The 18,441-nt window shown below is 50.7% G+C and carries 12 protein-coding genes; 7 read left to right on the top strand and 5 right to left on the bottom strand.

All coding sequences use genetic code 11. The features are described from left to right. Positions 1 to 32 precede the first annotated feature (32 nt). On the top strand, positions 33 to 3,155 hold the full coding sequence (locus tag ACO08I_RS12285; protein ID WP_421949454.1) for a choice-of-anchor Q domain-containing protein: 3,123 nt from the start codon (positions 33 to 35) through the stop codon (positions 3,153 to 3,155). A gap of 4 nt (positions 3,156 to 3,159) precedes the next feature. Here ACO08I_RS12285 and ACO08I_RS12290 read toward each other — a convergent pair whose 3' ends face one another. The 4 genes from ACO08I_RS12290 to ACO08I_RS12305 all read right to left on the bottom strand — a co-directional run bounded on the left by ACO08I_RS12290 (position 3,160) and on the right by ACO08I_RS12305 (position 6,735). Next, positions 3,160 to 4,026, bottom strand: a complete 867-nt coding sequence (locus tag ACO08I_RS12290; RefSeq protein WP_421949455.1) for a PD-(D/E)XK nuclease domain-containing protein — start codon at positions 4,024 to 4,026, stop codon at positions 3,160 to 3,162. Between the two features lie 46 nt (positions 4,027 to 4,072). Beyond that, the gene (locus ACO08I_RS12295; protein ID WP_421949456.1) at positions 4,073 to 4,675 is read right to left on the bottom strand and encodes an AAA family ATPase; all 603 of its coding nucleotides are present in this window, start codon (positions 4,673 to 4,675) and stop codon (positions 4,073 to 4,075) included. Positions 4,676 to 4,702: 27 nt separating this feature from the next. After that, positions 4,703 to 5,350 (bottom strand): uracil phosphoribosyltransferase, encoded by a 648-nt coding sequence (gene upp / locus ACO08I_RS12300; RefSeq protein ID WP_421949457.1) that lies wholly within the window; start codon positions 5,348 to 5,350, stop codon positions 4,703 to 4,705. A gap of 62 nt (positions 5,351 to 5,412) precedes the next feature. Continuing rightward, positions 5,413 to 6,735, bottom strand: coding sequence for a polysaccharide deacetylase family protein (locus ACO08I_RS12305; protein WP_421949458.1), 1,323 nt, complete (start codon positions 6,733 to 6,735; stop codon positions 5,413 to 5,415). Positions 6,736 to 6,939: 204 nt separating this feature from the next. On the opposite strand from ACO08I_RS12305, the gene ACO08I_RS12310 reads away from it, so the two are divergent. The 6 genes from ACO08I_RS12310 (at position 6,940) to lipA (ending at position 11,241) form a co-directional block, all read left to right on the top strand. Next, positions 6,940 to 7,296, top strand: coding sequence for a hypothetical protein (locus ACO08I_RS12310; protein ID WP_421949459.1), 357 nt, complete (start codon positions 6,940 to 6,942; stop codon positions 7,294 to 7,296). Between the two features lie 5 nt (positions 7,297 to 7,301). Further along, entirely contained in the window at positions 7,302 to 8,150 is an 849-nt protein-coding gene (locus tag ACO08I_RS12315) for a hypothetical protein (protein WP_152605020.1), read from the top strand. A gap of 41 nt (positions 8,151 to 8,191) precedes the next feature. Continuing rightward, entirely contained in the window at positions 8,192 to 8,674 is a 483-nt protein-coding gene (locus ACO08I_RS12320) for a Rab family GTPase (RefSeq protein ID WP_044220839.1), read from the top strand. Positions 8,675 to 8,725: 51 nt separating this feature from the next. Further along, entirely contained in the window at positions 8,726 to 9,103 is a 378-nt protein-coding gene (locus ACO08I_RS12325; protein ID WP_282775533.1) for a hypothetical protein, read from the top strand. 220 nt (positions 9,104 to 9,323) lie between these two features. Then, on the top strand, positions 9,324 to 10,142 hold the full coding sequence (locus ACO08I_RS12330; protein ID WP_421949460.1) for a hypothetical protein: 819 nt from the start codon (positions 9,324 to 9,326) through the stop codon (positions 10,140 to 10,142). A gap of 226 nt (positions 10,143 to 10,368) precedes the next feature. Beyond that, positions 10,369 to 11,241 carry a lipoyl synthase gene (lipA, locus tag ACO08I_RS12335; RefSeq protein ID WP_421949461.1) on the top strand — a complete coding sequence of 291 codons (873 nt, stop codon included), beginning with the start codon at positions 10,369 to 10,371 and terminating at the stop codon, positions 11,239 to 11,241. A gap of 163 nt (positions 11,242 to 11,404) precedes the next feature. On the opposite strand, the gene ACO08I_RS12340 is transcribed toward lipA, so the two are convergent. Next, positions 11,405 to 18,157, bottom strand: coding sequence for a gliding motility-associated C-terminal domain-containing protein (locus ACO08I_RS12340; protein ID WP_421949462.1), 6,753 nt, complete (start codon positions 18,155 to 18,157; stop codon positions 11,405 to 11,407). Positions 18,158 to 18,441 lie beyond the last annotated feature (284 nt).

Here is an 18,441-nt window from a genome sequence, read left to right on the forward strand (position 1 = left end):
TCTTTATGCGCAAAGTGTTGATCCTAATTTTAATGCTAATGGTAAACCAGGGCTGGGCGCAAACCCAGGTCCTACCCTCGAGCTCTGATAACCCAATCTGGCAAGTACGCCAAACGCCGGCTTTAGAAACCGAACAACTGCTCTATAAGTACGGTTCGGAAATCCAAATTTGCGGAATGCTCTGGCAGATGATCGAAGAATATACTGCCAGTAAACAGCACCGGATTGCAGGTTATTTCAGAGCAGAAGGGGATAAGGGGTACTTCCGGCGAAGTTTGGACTGTGCCGAACCGGAGTATTTGATTTATGACTATGGGCTTGAAGTCGGTGATACGATGAAACTACATTTTGGGCTACTTGAGGCCTTTCAGAATGTATCTCCTGCCACTTCATTTGATTATGTAGTTTATAACACAGATAGTGTGGAAATTGCAGGGACGTACCATAAAACTATATTTCTAGGCAGTACCGATCTACAGGCAACGCTTCTTGATTTTACAATATGGACAGCTGGCTACGGAGACTATCGCCACCCCTTTTATTTACTTTATCCAGCAAGTGGTGATCTGTTTAGTTTTTTGCTGGGCTGCGTCTGGACTAATGAAGGGCTTGAGTATGATGTCAATTGTGACTGGGAACGCCCCGCTGCCTCGATATGGTATGTTGATGCGGATGTACAAGGTGGGCTAAAGAATGGTTCAAGCTGGCCTAATGCTTTTGATAATTTACAGGAAGGGCTATTTTATGCTAATCCGGGGGACACTATCTGGGTAGCAGAGGGTACCTACCTGCCTACTGATTTTACACTTTTCAATAGTACTGACCGCTATTCTTCTTTCTTATTGCAGCCTGGTGTTACAGTACTCGGTGGGTTTCAGGGAATTGAGCTTACTGCTCAAGAGCGTCAGCCTTATCTCTTTCCTGCTATTCTTTCTGGTGATATTGGTATACAAGGAGATAGTACAGACAATGTATATCATGTCGTTCAGGCTATTGGTACGGATAGCCTGTGCCGGTTGGATGGGTTTACGATAGAAGCAGGGCAGGGTTTAGACTCGGCTCAACTGCTTGGCCCCAATAGTTCGGGTGGGGGGCTACTGGTATGGAGTAATGAAGCTATGCCTGCCAATATGCCAATGATTTCACACTGCGTTTTTCAAAATAACCGTGCCCGATTCGGTGGTGCAGTACATGGAGAAATACGGAATGAAGCTATAGGCTGGCCACGCTTACAGGATTGCAGATTTGAACGAAACCATGCTTTTTTTCAGGGTGGGGGACTGAATCTAAATTCGGTGAACGCTGATACTTTTCCTTATTACGGGCTTTTACGTGATACCTTTATTCACAATCACGCGCTTAGCGGAGGCGGATTGTCAGTGACAGGTACTGGTCAGTTTAAGGTACAGGATGTCATATTTGGTGATAACTATGCCAGGGAAGGCGCCGGAGCCATAATTAATAATTCAAACGGTACAGGGCAAATCACCTTTCAGGATTGTGTATTTCAACGTAATGCAGTTGCTACCAACGGAGGAGGAATATTGTTGTATAGTACCAGTGTTATGGCAGATGCGGGGGATAGTTTAGGGTTCGCTATTCGAAATTGTTTATTTCAGGAAAATATCTCTGATACCCAAAAAGGGAGCGCTCTTCATCTAGGCACCGGGAGCAGTGTCTTTTCGGGTCGGGTAGAAAATTCGATATTTGAAAAGAATTTTGGGCAGGCTGTTTCTCTTACTTATCAGGGCAGCAACCTTTCTGATGTTATTGATGATTTTACTTTCGAATCTTGTCAGTTTTTAGAGAATAAGGCACCAACCAAAAAGTCAGGAGGCGCTATTGTCGCCTTCGGGACTGATTCTTCTGTGGGAGTTATCAGAAACCTTAATATCCACAACTGCACATTTGATCGAAATGAAGGCGCATTAGGGCTTTATATTCAAGTAAACGCTGAATTGTACACTACCGTCAATCACTGTACATTTTTTAATAACGGCTTGAATCCCGTCATTAAGAACTGGCAAGCGGAACCGGGGCTGGACACCTGGATTAACAGGCTTCAGGTACGGAATAGTATCTTCTGGGAAGAGAAAACAGCTATTGAAGAGCCAAAAGGCATTTTTTACAACAGTCTTGTAAATAATGTCGGCTTGGAAAATTACTATGATTTTGATATCGACTACACACTCATTAGCTCCCCGCCCTGCGTTGGGTTATCAGGCTGCCCGGAAGCCTTTGGAGATCAGGTCATCCATGAGGTGTACCCCCATTTTCTGGACACTTTATCAGGAGACTTGAGACTGTCGGCTTGCTCGCCGGCACTCAATACAGGGCAAAATGAGGCGGTGACTTCTGACACTGACCTGGAAGGCAACAATCGCATTCAGGAGGGTATCGTAGACTTAGGCACTTATGAACGCCTGAGCTTTGAACTTGCTGTAGATTCTGTTGCTGCACCTTTATGCGCTGAAGGGGAGGATGGGGTAGTTTTCTTTGCTCCTACCGGAGAGGCTCCGTTCACCTACTCCTGGTCAGGAAATGGAGTTTCAGGAATACGGCCTGACAGCCTGCCTGCCGGAAGTTATCAATTCACCATCACCGATGCCAGCAATTGCCGGGATACACTAACTGTTACGGTTCCTGAACAAATGCCTATTCATGTGGAATCTATAGTGACTCCTGCCAATGAAACAATGGGAGGCAGTATTTTTCTGCAAAGTGTTTCCGGAGGTACGCCTCCATATAACTACAACTGGAGCACGGGCAGCAACATGCCTTCCCTCAGTGGTTTACCTCCTGGCATTTATCAACTCACCATCACCGATGCCAATAATTGTGAAGAGACTTGGCCTTTTGAAGTAGAATTTGTTAGTGCTGATATCACGGAGGACCGGTCTGCCGAAGTACTAAAGCTTTTTCCAAATCCGGTAGCATCTGGTGCTCCGGTGTATTGGTCTTTGGCTGGCTTGGACCAGGAAAACGTGCAGGTGTTGATCATGCATGCTACAGGGTCAATTGTCAGGAAGACGCCCTTGCAAAGTGGCGCGCCCTTGCCTACTGAGCATCTACCCGCCGGACTGTACGAAGTTCAAGTGCTTGATGCTGATGGGCAGGTAGCAGGGCGTGGGCGGCTTGTGGTTGCCGGGCAGTGAGCGCTTATAGTACCTCACTTTCCCACGCCACCACCGCCCGTTCCTCCGAGGAAAAATTCAGGCCTACTGCAACGCGCTGCTTAGGGGAGTCGGCGTAGGGCTGCAGGTAACCTTTATCAAAAATCTGCTGCAGGGCTTCCGCCGCGCTTTTATCGAGTTTGAACTCCAGAGCGTAGATGCGATCGGCCGTTTCCACGAGGGCATCGCAGCGCCCGTTAGCGGTATGGACTTCCGATCGGATGTAGGTCCCCAACAGGTCAAAAGTGAGGTGGATAATGGCGTGGAAGAAACGCTCGGTTTGCTGCTGTGGCCAAAGATCATAGGGCATGGAGGCAAACAGCGCATTGATGATGCGGACCATACCTTCGATATCGCCTTCCCTCAGTGCATTGCGCAGTCCGGCCACCCTTGCAAGGGGGTCTTGTATCGGGCCTTCGAGGTATTCGTGCAGCAGGCTTTGCTCCATGGATTGGCGGACTTCCATATTCGGGTAATCCAAAGTGTACAGATGGTCTTCCGGCTCGTACTTCAGGATGGTCAGGTAGCCAGTCTGGAAAAGCACGGAAATGGGGTCCAGGCGCGTAAGGTCAAAGGCGTTGAGCTTGTTTTGCGAGACTTCGATGCGCTCCGGGAAATAGTAAGCCCGTTTTTTCATTTCCCGGATCAGGAAAGTCGGCGTACCGGTTTCAAACCAGAAATTGCTGTACTCTCCCCCACCCTGGAAAAAGCTGAGTATGGAAAACGGGTTGTAGACTTTCTCCGTACCACCCCAGGAATAGCCGTTGTACCATTGCCGGACTTTTGCCTTATCGACACGCGCCAGAGGCTCCGCAAAGTAATGCTCCAGCTCATCCTGCGTGATACCAAGCAAGGTGCGGGCAGCGGCTACCAGAGAAAGATTGTAGAGGTTATTGAGATCAGAAAAAAATACTGACTTTGCTGAAAGCAGAAACGCCGGTGATGAAAATGAGCTCCAGATAGGGGTCGCTGTCCTTGAGGATGGAGTAAAAGCTCTTTAGTATTTCCCGGTGAGCTTCTGCCACCTGAGGATCATCTAAATAGTCAATAATAGGCTTATCGTACTCATCAATCAGGAGTACTACCTTGTTTTCCTTGCTTGCTTTCTGTATCAGTTCTTTGAACTGAAGGTCAAAAGTCGCCTTTTCTAACTGAATGCCCAGCCGATTGGCTTCACCGTTGAGCATTGCATCAAGACCGGCCTCCAATCCCATTGTTCGAATGCCCTGACTACTAAACTTTAGCCAAATTACCGGCCGTTGCATCTCTTCCCAGTCCCAGTGATTGTCGATCCATAAGCCTTCGAACAGCTCCCGGTTGCCACGGTACAGCTCATTCATGGTGGATAGCAGCAGGCTTTTGCCAAAACGGCGGGGGCGATGGAGATGGTAGTACCCTCCGCCCTGTTGCAGAATATTAAAAAGTGTTTTTGTCTTATCCACATACACATAGCCACCTTCCCGGAGCTCCCGGAAATCCTGTATGCCAATCGGATACTTCATAACTGGAAAGATAAGCAAAAAAAGCCGCTACTCCTGCACCTTCTCCCCGTAGCTGAGGTCGCCGGCATCGCCCAGGCCGGGCACGATGTAGGACTTGGCAGTCAGCTCTTCGTCCACCGCGCCAACCCAAAGGTGGGCTTCCGGCATCACCCGCTGCAGGTGCTCCACACCGGCGGTGGCTGCCACTGCGGTGACTACGTGGATTGCGGCAGGCTGCCCGTGCTCCAGCAGGGACTCAATCGCCAGGGACATGGAAGCGCCGGTCGCCAGCATGGGATCGGCAATGATGAGCGTCTTGCCCGTAAGGTCCGGGCAGGAGATGTACTCCACGTGCACGTCAAAGGAGCCGTCTTTGTGGTGTTTTCGGTAAGCAGAGACAAAGGCGCTTTCGGCGTGATCGAAGTAATGCAGCATGCCCTGATGCATCGGCAAGCCGGCCCGTAGGATGGTGGCCAGCACCACTTTTTGATCGCTGAGGGCTACTTCGGCCTCCCCCAGGGGCGTGGCAACGCTTTTGGGCGTATAAGCCAGGGTTTTGCTGACCTCATAGGCCAGGATTTCGCCCAGGCGTTCCAGGTTGCGGCGGAATCGCATCCGGTCGGCTTGTACATTGATATCCCGAAGCTCGGCGATAAATTGATTCGCGATGGAAGGGGTCTGGCTTAGATTGAACATGTGGGTCGTTTTTGCTGCGGCGACCAAAATAGGGGTTATCCCTCATAATAGGAACAAAAAACTCAGCTTTTGGTGCTGCCGTACCGTAAAAGCTGCTCATGTACCTCCGCCCAGCCTGCCCAGCCGTGGCTCGCGGCAAAGGAGCTGTTGTGCCAGAGCGGCATAAATACGCCGCCTGTGCCCCGTACGGTATCAATCAGGCTCTTTAACATTTCGATGGCCTGACCGGGAGGAAGCTGCAGGTACTGTTGCAGCGTTACATCCATTACGGCAAACGGGTAAATGAGCAGCGGTTGCTCCGCCTCCGCTTCGAGGTCATACCAGGGATAAGGCACCGACAGGCCCGCCCGGAAGCCCGGGGCATCAGCGTAGCCCATGGTGTAATCTTCCTTTATCCCCGCCTCTATCAACTGCCTGTAGGTAGCCGGAAAACTTAGCTTTAGAAAATGCTGACGGCTGCGCAGGGGTGCCTGCCCTGTAAGCCGGGTGTAATGCTCCACTTCTGCCTGCAACTGCGCTCGGGAGGTATTCGACCGGTAAGAAGGGTGCAGCCCGGTATCGCTGAAAGTGATCAGCTTTTGGGTTAGTGCCTGCATCGCCCTACCCTTTGGCGGCAGGTTTTTATCGTAAGGGCCGAACTGCCCGAGCAGCAGGAAAAACAGTGGGCGCAGCTCCAGTTCGATATGCAGGCGCTCCAGCTCATCAAAGGTATAGAAAGGGTCCTGAGCCCTCCCCAGGCACACCCGCAGGCGCTCCCGAAGCAGCGTATGGTTGCCCTGCAGGGCAGCTCTGAGCCATCCGCCAAGCTGAAGCCAAAGCGGGCGGTAGCGGTACGCCCAGGCTATATCCACATCGTAAGTGGGCCGGAACGTATACCCTGGGCGGTGATCAGGCAGGTGTGGGTAAAAAGCCTGCAACCGTTTCAGGAGCATTGCCCCCCATTCCTGTAAAATTGGCCGTTGCAGAAACCCATGCTGATGGGCAAGGCTGCCTGTTGCCGGAAACCGGCCGTGGGCATCGCCTTCAAAAGGCAGGTATTCTTCGTAGCGGGCCACCAGGTAAAAGGTAAAAGCCAGCAGGTCGAAAGGCAGCATAGCATTAGCCTTGCCAGGCACGAAAAAACCGGCGGGGCGCCCTTTAAAATGGCGTATTTCTACCCGCTGTGGATGGATGCCCTTCTCAAAAAGCAAGGAGGAGGCAGGCAGGCAGGGCTCTTTTCCTACATAACTGGCAGCTCCGTAAATGATTTTGTCCGCATTGGCCGACTGAAAGTAGGACCAGTCTGCCGTCACTTCCACCTGCAGCCCGAGGATATGCCCGAATAACACCTTGCATGCATAGTGTACCCTTGGTGTGGCCTGACTGGTATAGAGCAGCAAATTCATGCTTCAAAAATAGGACAAACTGAAGGAAAATGCGATAAATGTTGTTTTTACGAATACGGAATGGCTACCTTTATTCTACGAGGATGAATTTTGAGGCTAACCTAGTCCAGCAAATAAACAGCCAAAACACAACACCTTTTCCCAACACCTACTATTAATAAGGTAGTGCTGCAATTAATGCAGCCACAAAAAGAAACAGATCATATGGCTGAAACGAAAACACCGACCTTCGGGGAGATCAACACCATCCGGGATATCCTGATGGGGGAACAGATGAGCGAATATGATGCCCGCTTCAATCAAATCAACGAAGCGCTCAACGGACTTGAGCAACGATTGGGGCAGCGCATCGACGACTGGATCGCCAAACAGGAAAGCGCACAGCAGGCGCTGGAGGACCGCATCAGTCAGCGCCTGAACCATCTGGAGGCTCAGCTCAATACTCAGGGTAAAGAACTGGGCAGAAAGATTGACACGGTCAGCAGTGCCGATCGCGCCCGCCTGGGCAGCATGCTCAGCGAGCTGGGGCAGCAAATCAGCCAATTATCGGAAGAAGCCTGATGCCTGTGAGCCAGCAGCCTGAACATCAATCGGACCCTTTACAGCAGTTGCGCAACATCCTGCTCCGGCCGGAGCAGGAGCGGATCACGCATATCCATAACATACTGGAGGAGAAGGAGCCTCTGGCAGAACGGGTGGTCCCCATCATCGAAGAGCAGCTCAGCGAGTTTGAAGCCCACTTCCCCAAAGCCTACCAACTGGCGGTGGACCGGCTGGTAGAACGCAAAATCCGGGAATCCCAGGAAGAGATGATCGATATGCTCTATCCGGTCATGGGCACGATGATCCGCAAGTACATTGCCCAGCAGCTGCAGGAACTCCGGGAAAGCGTGGAACAACAGCTGGAGCGCAGCTTTCTGGCGCGTTTGCGCGACCGTTTCTTTCGGGCAGGGGGCGTTCGGGAGGCGGACCTGGTGCTGCGCAATGCGGCTTTGCCCCGGGTAAGGGAGGCGTATATCATTGAGCAGCATTCCGGTCTTTTGCTGGGAAGCGCATCCACACAGGAGGTCGTGGACAAAGAGCTGATTGCAGGGATGCTCACCGCAATAAAATCATTTGTAGTGGATGCCTTCCGGCGTGGCACTACTCAGCTTGAGCTGATTGAATATGCGGGCTACCAGATTTTGATACGGGATTTTCACACTTACTACGTTGCTCTCGCCGTGGAAGGCAAAATGACGACAAAAGAACAGGAACAATTGTCTGGTCAGATTGCTACCTTTGTTCAGAACGAATTAGCCAGGAAGATCAGGGCGGATGATGCCTCCCTGCACCTTCACCTGGGCAAAACCCTGAAAGAATACTTCATGAAAACAACGCCTCTGAGCACTGAGGCAATACAGGGCCAGCTTTAAGAGCAGGCCAAACAGCCGGGGGGCGTAAAAAAGTTTATTTAATGACCAGCAGGAAAGTCCTGATAACAGGAAGTTTTGCGGTGGGGAAAACCTCTTTATTTCATCGCTTTGTCTATAATACGTTTAGTGACCAGTACCTGACTACCATAGGAGTTAAGGTAGACAAACGAGTAGTGGACGTCAGTGGCGAACCACTCTCGCTTATACTTTGGGATATTGCCGGAGAAGTATCTCAGAAGAAAGTACCAAAGACCTACTTCCTTGGTGCAAGTGCCGTGATTTATGTCTTCGATCTGTCCAGAAAGCAAACCGCCGATAACTTAAAGAGTGACCTCAAACTCATTCAGAAAATCCTGCCCGGTTGCCTGATCAAAGTCGTTGGCAACAAAAAAGACCTGGTCTCTGAGGAGGAGCTGATCATCCTGGAGCGGACACATAACCCCGACTTTCTGACCAGCGCCAAAACCGGAGAAAACGTGGAAACACTATTCATGGAAATTGCCAGTGAGCTGGTTTCCTACTAAAAAACAAGAAAAACCAACAACACCCCAACACCGACGCCCAAAAACGATTATATGCCACAACAACAAATCCTCATCCTGTCCCGGCAGGGCTATACCCTGCAGGCAGATGGAGCCCTTTTTCCGCGGCATTGGCTTTTGCACCATTCCATGCGCGATGATTTCCCTATCCTGGATAGCATTTGGGAGACGCTTATGGCCTTGCCTGCAGATCAATTCCCGGTGCAGTTCCGCTTTGTCGACAGCCCTCACCCTGTCCTCAACGGGTATTACCACTTGACGGTGCATATAGTCCCCGGATCTTCCGCCCGTTTGCGCCTGACTATTGAGCGCTGTACTTTCGAAGCACTGCAACTGCGCAAGGCGCTGCAACTCAAAAATACAGCTGCGCTCTATCAGCAGCAAAGAGAATTTACCTTCCTGTCAAAGTAGTACTGGCATTATTTGGCATTTTTGTATAAATTGAGACAAACAACGCGGGGAGCTCAGTTTTTGCCGATCCTCCTTCTTTTTTTTGCTAAAATTGCCAATGAAGTGTATTGAACCTTTAAGGCAAAATAATGTAGTATTAGTACTATTACCATTTCTGCCGCCGTCAGGTGATTTCGCTATTGCAGCCTCCCTTTCGGAGACAGGACTACCACAACCGAGTATGCTGAGATTACGATCTGTTTCTTTCCTGTTTTTCCTGCTGAGCTTTGTGCCCCTCTTTGCACAACAAACCTTCGAGACGAATCAAAACATCTACGATGAGTCGGAGGGTATTGTGTATGATCGTGAAATCACAGCAGACCTTAAATTACTGCAAACCAATGGCTTTGCCTTTGGAGTCAACTTTGCCCGCCTGAAAACTTATTACCTGACCCGGTACATCAATGTAGAATTCGGCGAAATCAAGCACCCGAAAGAGTACCGGCAAAGTTTTGACTTTCAGCGGCAGTCGGCACGTGTTTCCCGGGCTTTCGTTTTTGGTAAGCAGAATAACTTCTTTGTCCTTCGTACCGGCTTCGGCGAAAAGCGTTATTTTTCTGAAAAAGCCAAGCGGCGTGGCGTGGCGGTCGGCATCACTTACGAAGGCGGCCCGTCCCTCGGTTTGCTAAAGCCTTACTACCTTGAACTCATCCGTACCTCCGAGCCGGGAAGTGTCGATAACTTTGTGGTGCGCAGTGAAAAATACAGCGCCGACAACGCCAATACCTTTTTGGAAATCAGCCGTATCTATGGCTCTTCAGGTTTTGCCCAGGGACTGGGCGAACTGGAAGTGGTGCCCGGCATGCATGGCAAATTTGCCCTCCACTTTGACTGGGGTGCTTTCGATGAATTCGTGAAGGCAATCGAAGCCGGAGTGATGGTTGATGTCTTTACGCGCACCATTCCGATTATGGTCGAATCACCGGAAGTCGTAAACACCGAGAACCGTCCTTTCTTTATCAATCTTTACGTAAATTTGCAGTTGGGCAAGCGCTGGTAGCGTAGTTTGCCGGTGCCTGTCTACAATTGATCCCAGCCCGGGACCAGGCTCTGTAGTAAATCCGGGTGTTTTGACGTTGATTTAACGAAGTGCGCCGAACACTTTTGTTAGCCCAATGACTCCATACTTCCCAAAACTATAAGCTTGGCCTGACTGTTGATTGATCGAAAATACATTACCGCAAAACCATTATCCGGATTTTGCGAAAGTCATAAAAACGATTCCCATGCTGGAATTACCTGTAGTAGAAAGCAAAGAACAACGACGTAAAAAGCCGGACTGGCTACGTGTGAAGCTGCCAATCGGGCCCAACTATAAGAAAGTCCGCAGCCTGGTGGACGACTACAACCTCCACACCATCTGCCAAAGCGGCAACTGCCCGAATATGGGCGAGTGCTGGGGTGCTGGTACTGCTACTTTCATGATCCTGGGCAACACCTGTACCCGGTCTTGCTCTTTTTGCGCAGTGAAGACCGGCCGTCCACCGGAGTATGATGAGGACGAGCCGCGCCGGGTAGCAGAAGCGATTGACCTGATGCAGGTGAAGCATGCCGTTATTACCTCCGTCAACCGCGATGAGCGTAAGGACCGGGGCGCAGAAGTCTGGTACCAAACCGTGCGCCATATCAAAGATCGTACTCCTGAGGTAACAATCGAGACGCTTATCCCTGATGTACGGGCGACCTGGTGGGCCCTGGAGCGTATGATCAGCGCCGGGCAGGAAGTGGTTTCTCACAATATGGAAACCGTGGAAGCCCTGTACCGGAAAGTTCGCCCGCAGGCCAAGTACCACCGAAGCCTGGAGCAAATACAACGCACCAAGGATTACGGTAAGCGCACCAAGTCTGGCATTATGGTAGGCCTGGGTGAAACGGATGAACAGGTATACAAAACCATGGATGACCTGCTGGAGCACGGTTGCGACGTGATGACCATCGGCCAGTACCTGCAGCCTACTAAGATGCACCTCGATGTGGTGGAATATGTCCACCCTGATAAATTCGCCGAGTATAAAGAAGTTGGCCTGTCTAAAGGCTTTGACTTTGTGGAAAGCGCGCCTTTGGTCCGTTCCAGCTACCACGCTGAGCGCCACCTGTAAGAACGGCTTTCTCTAAAAGACCTTGTTAACCGGAAGTTTGCACAGAGCAAGCTTCCGGTTTTCTTTTTAGTATCCGGCCTTATCGTTATGCTCTCCACACACAAAAGCCCGGCTAACGTTTGGCAGCCGGGCTTTTGCATAAGTCTATTGAAATCACAGGGCATTACCGCATCAGCAGGACATCGCCTTTGTATAGTTCAATGACACCATCCACGAACTCAATCTCAGCGACGTAGACGTAGACGCCCCCGTTCATTAGTTCGCCCCGGTGAGTGCCATCCCAGCCGAAGGTAGGATCATTAGCCGGGAAGTCGTAGATTTCGTACATCGGTTCACCCCACCGGTTGTAAACCTGGAAGCTGTTGACCCGGATGACCTCAGGCCCCGCAAAGATGGTAAAGACATCATTGCTGCCATCTCCATTAGGCGAGAAGACATTCGGAATGAAAACATCCCGGTCTTTGTCTACGAATACCGTGATCTGATCGGTTGCCTGACAGTTGTTCTCATCAATTACGGTAACGAAATAAGACATCGTCACCTGCGGCGTGATCAACGGATCGACACAATCCAGGCAGGAGGGGCGTGCAGCTGTATCAATACGCCAAATGTACTGCGCAATCATATCATCGTTGGTAGTCTCTGCGTAGAGTTCTACACTTTCACCCAGCTCGATGTCTATATCATCGCCCAGATCAACGATTAGCTCTTCCGGCTGATTGACAATAACCTCTTGTAAATCTGTACAACCATTCGCATCCTGCACCTGTACAAGGTGTGAGCCGATGGTCAGGTTGGTAAACAGTGGGCTGCCTGACATTGGAGAGCCATCTATACCATAGACATATGGAGTGACCCCTCCTTCCACTGCGTCAACACTGACCACGCCTGCCTCATCGCCAAAGCAAAGGGGATCGGTAACACTTAGAGCGACATTCAAGCCTTCAGGTTCAATTAGTGTTGCTTCTGCTGAAGCAGTACACCCGTTAGCATCCGTTACGGTAAGGCTGTAAGTGCCAGCGCCGAGCTCATCAATGCCATCCAGGCGGCTTCCATTGCTCCAGGTATAACTGTAAGGTGGGATGCCACCGGTAACAATACCATTAATAAAGCCATCTGTTTCGGATGCGCAGCTCACGTTGAACTGATTGTATTCGGAAAGCAGCAACTCAATATCGACAGGCTCTGGTTGTGCCACTACGACCTGGAAGCTGCCGGAAATTTCAAATGGAGAGCTGTCCACCACATCAATACGATAGGTACCGGCCGGCAATTGGTCAATGACTTCTTCAAGGTTGTTGCCATCAATAGTGCCGTTGCCATTGGGCAGCCCTCCCGGCAGCGCCTGCCAGGTAAAGGTATAGGGCGGCGTACCTACCAGCACTTCAAAAGCTACCTCCCCGTCGGAGTCGTTGAAACAGCTGACATCCGTTGCTTCGTTGGCAAACTGCAGCTCGCAGGGGAAGACGGATAGCTCAAGGGTGACGATACTGTCACAGCCCGCTGCCGTAGTCAGTGGAACGGTATAAGTGCCCGTTTGCGAGAAGCTTTCTGCACCAACAGGGAAGGACTCTCCGTCGCAGATATTCTCCTGTAAAGTAATTTCGTACTCGGGATTAACGACCAGATCGAGCATGACGATACTATCACATCCAGTCACCACCGAGGTCAGCGTATCTGTATAACTGCCTGCCTCGCTGTAGGTCGAGGACCCAACACTAAAGGTTTCGCTTTCGCAAATCTCTTCCGTAAGCATAGTCATTTCGATCGGGTACACGGTCAGGTCCAGGGTGATGATACTGTCGCAGCCCGTCACCATTGAGCTAAGCGTGTCTACGAAAGTGCCGCTTGTAGTGTAGGTAGATGTGCCGACGCCAAAGCTCTCGCCATCGCAAATCTCCTGTGTGAGTGAGGTAAACAGGGTTGGGTGCACCGTCAGGTTGAGGGTAACGATACTATCGCAACCGGTCTCCACCGAACTGAGCGTATCTACATGCACGCCGGTCGTATTATAGGTGCTGCTGCCCACTGTAAAGGTCTCGTAGTCGCAGATTTCCTCCGTCAGTTCAGTGAACAGCGTCGGGTACACCGTCAGATCCAGCGTGACGATGCTGTCGCAACCGGTGGCTACCGAGGTAAGCGTATCCGCGTACATACCAGTGGTATTATAATTGCTGTTACCAACGGAGAAGGTCTCGTAGTCGCAAATCTCCTGTACCAGTTCCGTGCGGATTTCCTCCCGAACTGTCAGGTCAAGAGTAACTATGCTGTCGCAGCCGGTGATGACCGAGCTGAGCGTGTCCACATAGTTCCCAGTGGCATCGTAGGTAGAAGTGCCAACGGTATAGGTATCGCCAAAGCAAACGATTTCCGTCAGGTTCGTCATCGGAATGGGGTGCACCGTCAGATCCAGCGTAATGATACTGTCGCAGCCGGTGACGACCGAACTGAGCGTATCCACATAGTTCCCGCTCGTCGTGTAATCAGAAGTGCCAACGGTATAAGTCTCCCCATCGCAAATTTCCTCCGTCAGTTCGGTGAACAAGGTCGGATGCACGGTCAGGTCAAGCGTGACGATACTGTCGCAGCCGGTCACTACCGAGCTGAGCGTATCTACATGCACGCCGGTCGTATTGTAAGTACTACTGCCCACCGTGAAGGTTTCGTAATCACAGATTTCCTCCGTCAGCTCGGTGAACAAGGTCGGGTGTACGGTCAGGTCAAGCGTGACGATACTGTCGCAGCCAGTGGCGATCGAGGTGAGCGTATCCGCGTACATACCAGTAGTATTGTAGGTACTGTTGCCAACGGAGAAGGTCTCATAGTCGCAAATCTCCTGCACCAGCTCCGTTCGGATTTCCTCCCGTACCGTCAGGTCGAGCATGACAATACTATCGCAGCCGGTCACCGCTGAGGTCAACGTATCCACAAAGTTGCCAGTGGCATCATAGGTGGAAGTACCAACGGTATAGGTATCACCAAAACAAACAATTTCCGTCAGGCTCGTCATCGGGATGGGATACACCGTCAGGTCCAGTGTGATAATACTGTCGCAGCCTGTGACAACTGAGCTAAGGGTATCCACATAGTTTCCGCTCGTGGTGTAGTCAGAAGTGCCAACCGTGTAAGTCTCCCCATCGCAAATTTCCTCCGTCAGATCAGTAAACAGCGTAGGGTGCACTGTCAGGTCCAGGGTAACGATACTATCGCAGCCGGTCACCACCGAACTGAGGGTATCTGTATAAATCCCTGTGGTATTGTAGACCGAAGTGCCTACAGTGTAAGTTTCGTAATCGCAAATTTCTTCTGTAAGACTGGTAAACAGCGTTGGATTGACGGTAAGGTCAAGGGTAATAATACTGTCGCAGCCTGAGACAAAGGAAGTCAGCGTATCCATATACACGCCGGTCTGGAAATAAGGATTGCCCGCCACATTAAAAGTATCCCCTTCGCAAATGACAGGTGCCAGGTCGGTCCGTGGGAATGGAATGACGGTAAGATTGAGATTCACAATACTATCGCAGCCCTCCACGGAAATGAAGGTCTGAGAGTACATCCCGGTGGAGTCGTAAGGCGTTGTACCCACTGTGAAAGACTCTCCTTCGCATACTGTGCGGTTCAGATTGATTTCGAAGAAATCGCGTACCATCAGGTTCAGGGTAACAATACTGTCACAGCCCGTCAGGTTAGAACTGAGGGTATCTACGTAGGTGCCTTCCACGTTGTAGGTGTTGCTACCAACCGTGTAGGAAGAGGCATTGCAAATGGTAATATCCAGGGTGTCCCGCTTCACGGGGAATACTGTCAGTTCAAGGCTGACAATACTATCGCAGCCATTTGCCGCAACGAGCGTATCCACATAGCTCCCGCTCATGGTGTAGCTGGATGGGCCCACTTCGTAAGACTCGAACTGACAAATGCTTTCTACCAGGTCAACTTCAGGTACATTGAGTACCGTCAGGTCCAGCATTACGATGCTATCACAGCCATTTGCCGCCACAAGGGTGTCTGTGTAGAATCCGGATGCGGTATAATCAGAAGTGCCTACCGTGTACGTTTCTCCATCACAAATTGACTCGGTAAGGCCTATTTCCGGTACATCAAGCACGGTAAGGTCCAGCGTGATGATACTGTCGCAGCCATTCGCCGCCTGTAAGGTATCTGCGTACATACCAGTCGTGGTATAATCTGAGGTACCTACCGTATAAGTCTCCCCGTCACAGATGGATTCTGTAAGGTCGGTCCGTGGGACATTCAGCACCGTAAGGTTGAGCCGGACAATACTGTCGCAACCCGTTTCCACCGCCGTGGTCACGTCTTCAAACATGCCTGTGGTGGTATAGTCGTTGCCCAGAATGGTTACGCTTTCCCCATCACAAATGGTGCTGTCTATATCGGTAATACGGGTCGGGACAACCGTGAGGTTCAGGTAAAAGACACTATCACAGCCCGAAGCCGTAACAAAGTCATTAGGATAAAGCCCGGTCGCATCATAATCGGTGCCGGCTACGGTGAAGACTTCTCCTTCACATATAGAGGTGGACAGTGTATCCCGGATCACATCTTCGATCGTAAGCGTTAAATTGACGATACTGTCGCAGCCCTCAGGCGTCATCAGGGTGTCGGTATACATACCCGGCGAATCGTAGGTGCTGCTTCCCACCATTACTGCCTGTCCGGTACACACCTTACGGGTGATGTCCTCAATAATCGGGTCGAGGACAGTCAGGTTCAGGGTGATAACACTATCGCAGCCCGTGTTTATTGCCGGGAGCGTATCCATGTAGGTGCCCGTCACATCGTAAGTGGAAGTGCCCACTGTGAAACTGCCACCATTACATACTTCTTCATCGAGCGTTGTAAATACGGTTGGGATGACGTCAAGGTTCAGGGTGACGGTACTGTCGCAACCATCCGCTGCGGTCAATACCACGTCATAGGTACCCGTAGTATCAAAACTCATGCCTCCTACCGTGAAAGCGTCTCCTTCACAAATGGATTCGTCGAGCGTTGTTGTAATTTCCGGCTTGACGGTGAGCTCAACAATAACGGTACTATCGCAGCCCTCAGTGGTCATCAGCGGTACTTCATAAGTGCCGGTGGCCGTGAAGGTAGAGTCTCCGAGCACAAAATCATCTCCAAAGCACACCTCCGGCGTGATCGTTGTTTCAACGTTGGGGTTGACGAGCAGGTCAAGGAAGACGGTACTGTCGCACCCGTTGCTGGCCTGCAGCAGAACGGTGTACTCCCCGGTTGTGGTGAAAATTTCGGAGCCTACCATAGCGGTGTCCCCTTCGCAGATTTCTTCCTCCAGAAAAGTTTCGATAGGGTCAAGAATGGTAAGGTTTAAAATCACAGTACTATCACAATCGATACCCGGTGTTTGTGAAGGAAGCGTGATTTCTAAATCCGTTGTGCCGGCACTGTACTCATTACCGCCCACAGTCAGTGACTCTCCGTTACAGATGGTGGTGTCTATATTGGTTACCGGGTCATAAACGGTGAGGTCCAGCTGAAAAGTACTCTGACATCCACCCGGATCAGTGAAATTTCCCGAGTAGAAGCCCGTTTCAGTGAAAGTGGAGCCACCATTAAACAGGTCGCCGATCACAACAAGCTCTCCTTCACAAACGGTTGTATCTACAATGATGAGACCCGGCGAGGTAATTGTTAGGAACCCCACAGTGACCTGATCACACCCGAAGGCATTAGGAAGTATCACCTGAAAGGGGCCAGGCTGTGAAATGGGCACGCCCCCCGGCCCTCCGGCCATGTAGGGTAAAAGGGTTTCACAAATAAAGACCTCCCCTATATTTTGAAAGGTATTGGGGTTTACGGTAAGGTTGAGGATGACGGTACTATCGCATCCATCAGCAGTCGTCAGCGTTTCTTCGTACTGACCGGTTTGGTTAAGCGGAGTACCCTGGAAGATGTAGGTTTCATCCTCGCAGATTTCCGCCGTAATTAAAGTGGGCGGGATAGGAGGGATTACGGTTAAGTCCAGCTGCACCGGTTGCTGACAGCCATTCTGAAAATAGGAAAAGTTATAAACTCCCGTCTCAAAGAAAGGCGGAGAGCCCTGATAGGTATACGGCGCTTCATCCTGGCAGATCACTTCGGTGATCATTTCGGTTGGGGGCGGTGTAGTTGAGATAGTGGTACAGTTGGGGATGCCCGCACCATTACAGGCGTTACTCGGCGTAACACAAATGGTGTAGTTCGCCTCATCTGGCAGGTTAATTGTCACTGTTTCCTGGTTGCCCTGATTAACCGGTGTGCCATTGACCGTCCACTGGTAGGCACCGGCATTTTGCACGCCGTTGACAGATAAAGTCACTGTGCTGCCCGGGCAGTATGGCGGAGGCGTGGTGGGTATGATGTTGGGAACACCCGACACCGGTGGGACGGTAGTACTACCGGAAGTGACGTTGACGGTGAAGTCGCATACGTCATCATCGAAGCCATCCACAATGAAGAAATAAGTTGCTCCAACGGTAAGCCCGGTCATATTAAATGGCGTAGGGGTATTGGGGTTGACCTGGTAAGAACACTGTGAGACGAGGTTAAACGATGAGCAATCGGAAGTACCCCAAACTCCGATTTGCAGTCCATTCCCATCATTGCAGTTTTCCACAAGTACATTCATCGATATATTGGGTGTACCAGCGACAAAGCCCACCCATTGAACGTTGTGGGGCTGAATGGGCTGACCAGGGCAAAAATCAGGGGGTACCTGTTGCCCGGTATTGGGGTTATCGTTACTACTTGTGAACGTCGTAAAGTCACAAAGTACGCAAGCTGCACCACAGTTGTTGGCAAGCGCCGGCTCACCGGGAGGGCATGGTCCGGGGGGTTGTTGTGCCCAAAGTGAGATAGTAGTCAGCGTCAAAAGGCAAAGGAGTAGATTTCTCTTCATGTTATGCAATCAAAGTCTTGAACGAACCAAATGATTTCTTCCGTTATCTCCATCAGGAGATGATCGTTGCATACAAAGAAGCAGCAGCGCCGTCATGGTTTTTGGGCGATAATAATTATTTTAGGTGTGTGCTTATTTGATTCTTTTGGTAGGTTTAGTGGGGTGCTTTACACGAATTGGACAGCAACGGCCAATAGCGCGCAGAGCATTTTATATCCGGGGCAGCTTGGGCAATTCATTGTTTAAACTTTAGCAAATATACCAAATCGAAGGGCAGTAAAGAA

It is taken from the genome of Phaeodactylibacter xiamenensis (assembly GCF_965229835.1).
GTDB lineage: Bacteria > Bacteroidota > Bacteroidia > Chitinophagales > Saprospiraceae > Phaeodactylibacter > Phaeodactylibacter xiamenensis.

Bases quoted from the DNA above. Each gene is read 5' to 3' on its own strand.
- ACO08I_RS12285 (WP_421949454.1), top strand. From the start codon at position 33: ATGCTAATGGTAAACCAGGGCTGGGCGCAAACCCAGGTCCTACCCTCG.
- ACO08I_RS12295 (WP_421949456.1), bottom strand. From the start codon at position 4,675: ATGAAGTATCCGATTGGCATACAGGATTTCCGGGAGCTCCGGGAAGGT.
- upp (WP_421949457.1), bottom strand. From the start codon at position 5,350: ATGTTCAATCTAAGCCAGACCCCTTCCATCGCGAATCAATTTATCGCC.
- ACO08I_RS12305 (WP_421949458.1), bottom strand. From the start codon at position 6,735: ATGAATTTGCTGCTCTATACCAGTCAGGCCACACCAAGGGTACACTAT.
- ACO08I_RS12310 (WP_421949459.1), top strand. From the start codon at position 6,940: ATGGCTGAAACGAAAACACCGACCTTCGGGGAGATCAACACCATCCGG.
- ACO08I_RS12320 (WP_044220839.1), top strand. From the start codon at position 8,192: ATGACCAGCAGGAAAGTCCTGATAACAGGAAGTTTTGCGGTGGGGAAA.
- ACO08I_RS12325 (WP_282775533.1), top strand. From the start codon at position 8,726: ATGCCACAACAACAAATCCTCATCCTGTCCCGGCAGGGCTATACCCTG.
- ACO08I_RS12330 (WP_421949460.1), top strand. From the start codon at position 9,324: ATGCTGAGATTACGATCTGTTTCTTTCCTGTTTTTCCTGCTGAGCTTT.
- lipA (WP_421949461.1), top strand. From the start codon at position 10,369: ATGCTGGAATTACCTGTAGTAGAAAGCAAAGAACAACGACGTAAAAAG.
- ACO08I_RS12340 (WP_421949462.1), bottom strand. From the start codon at position 18,157: ATGAAGAGAAATCTACTCCTTTGCCTTTTGACGCTGACTACTATCTCA.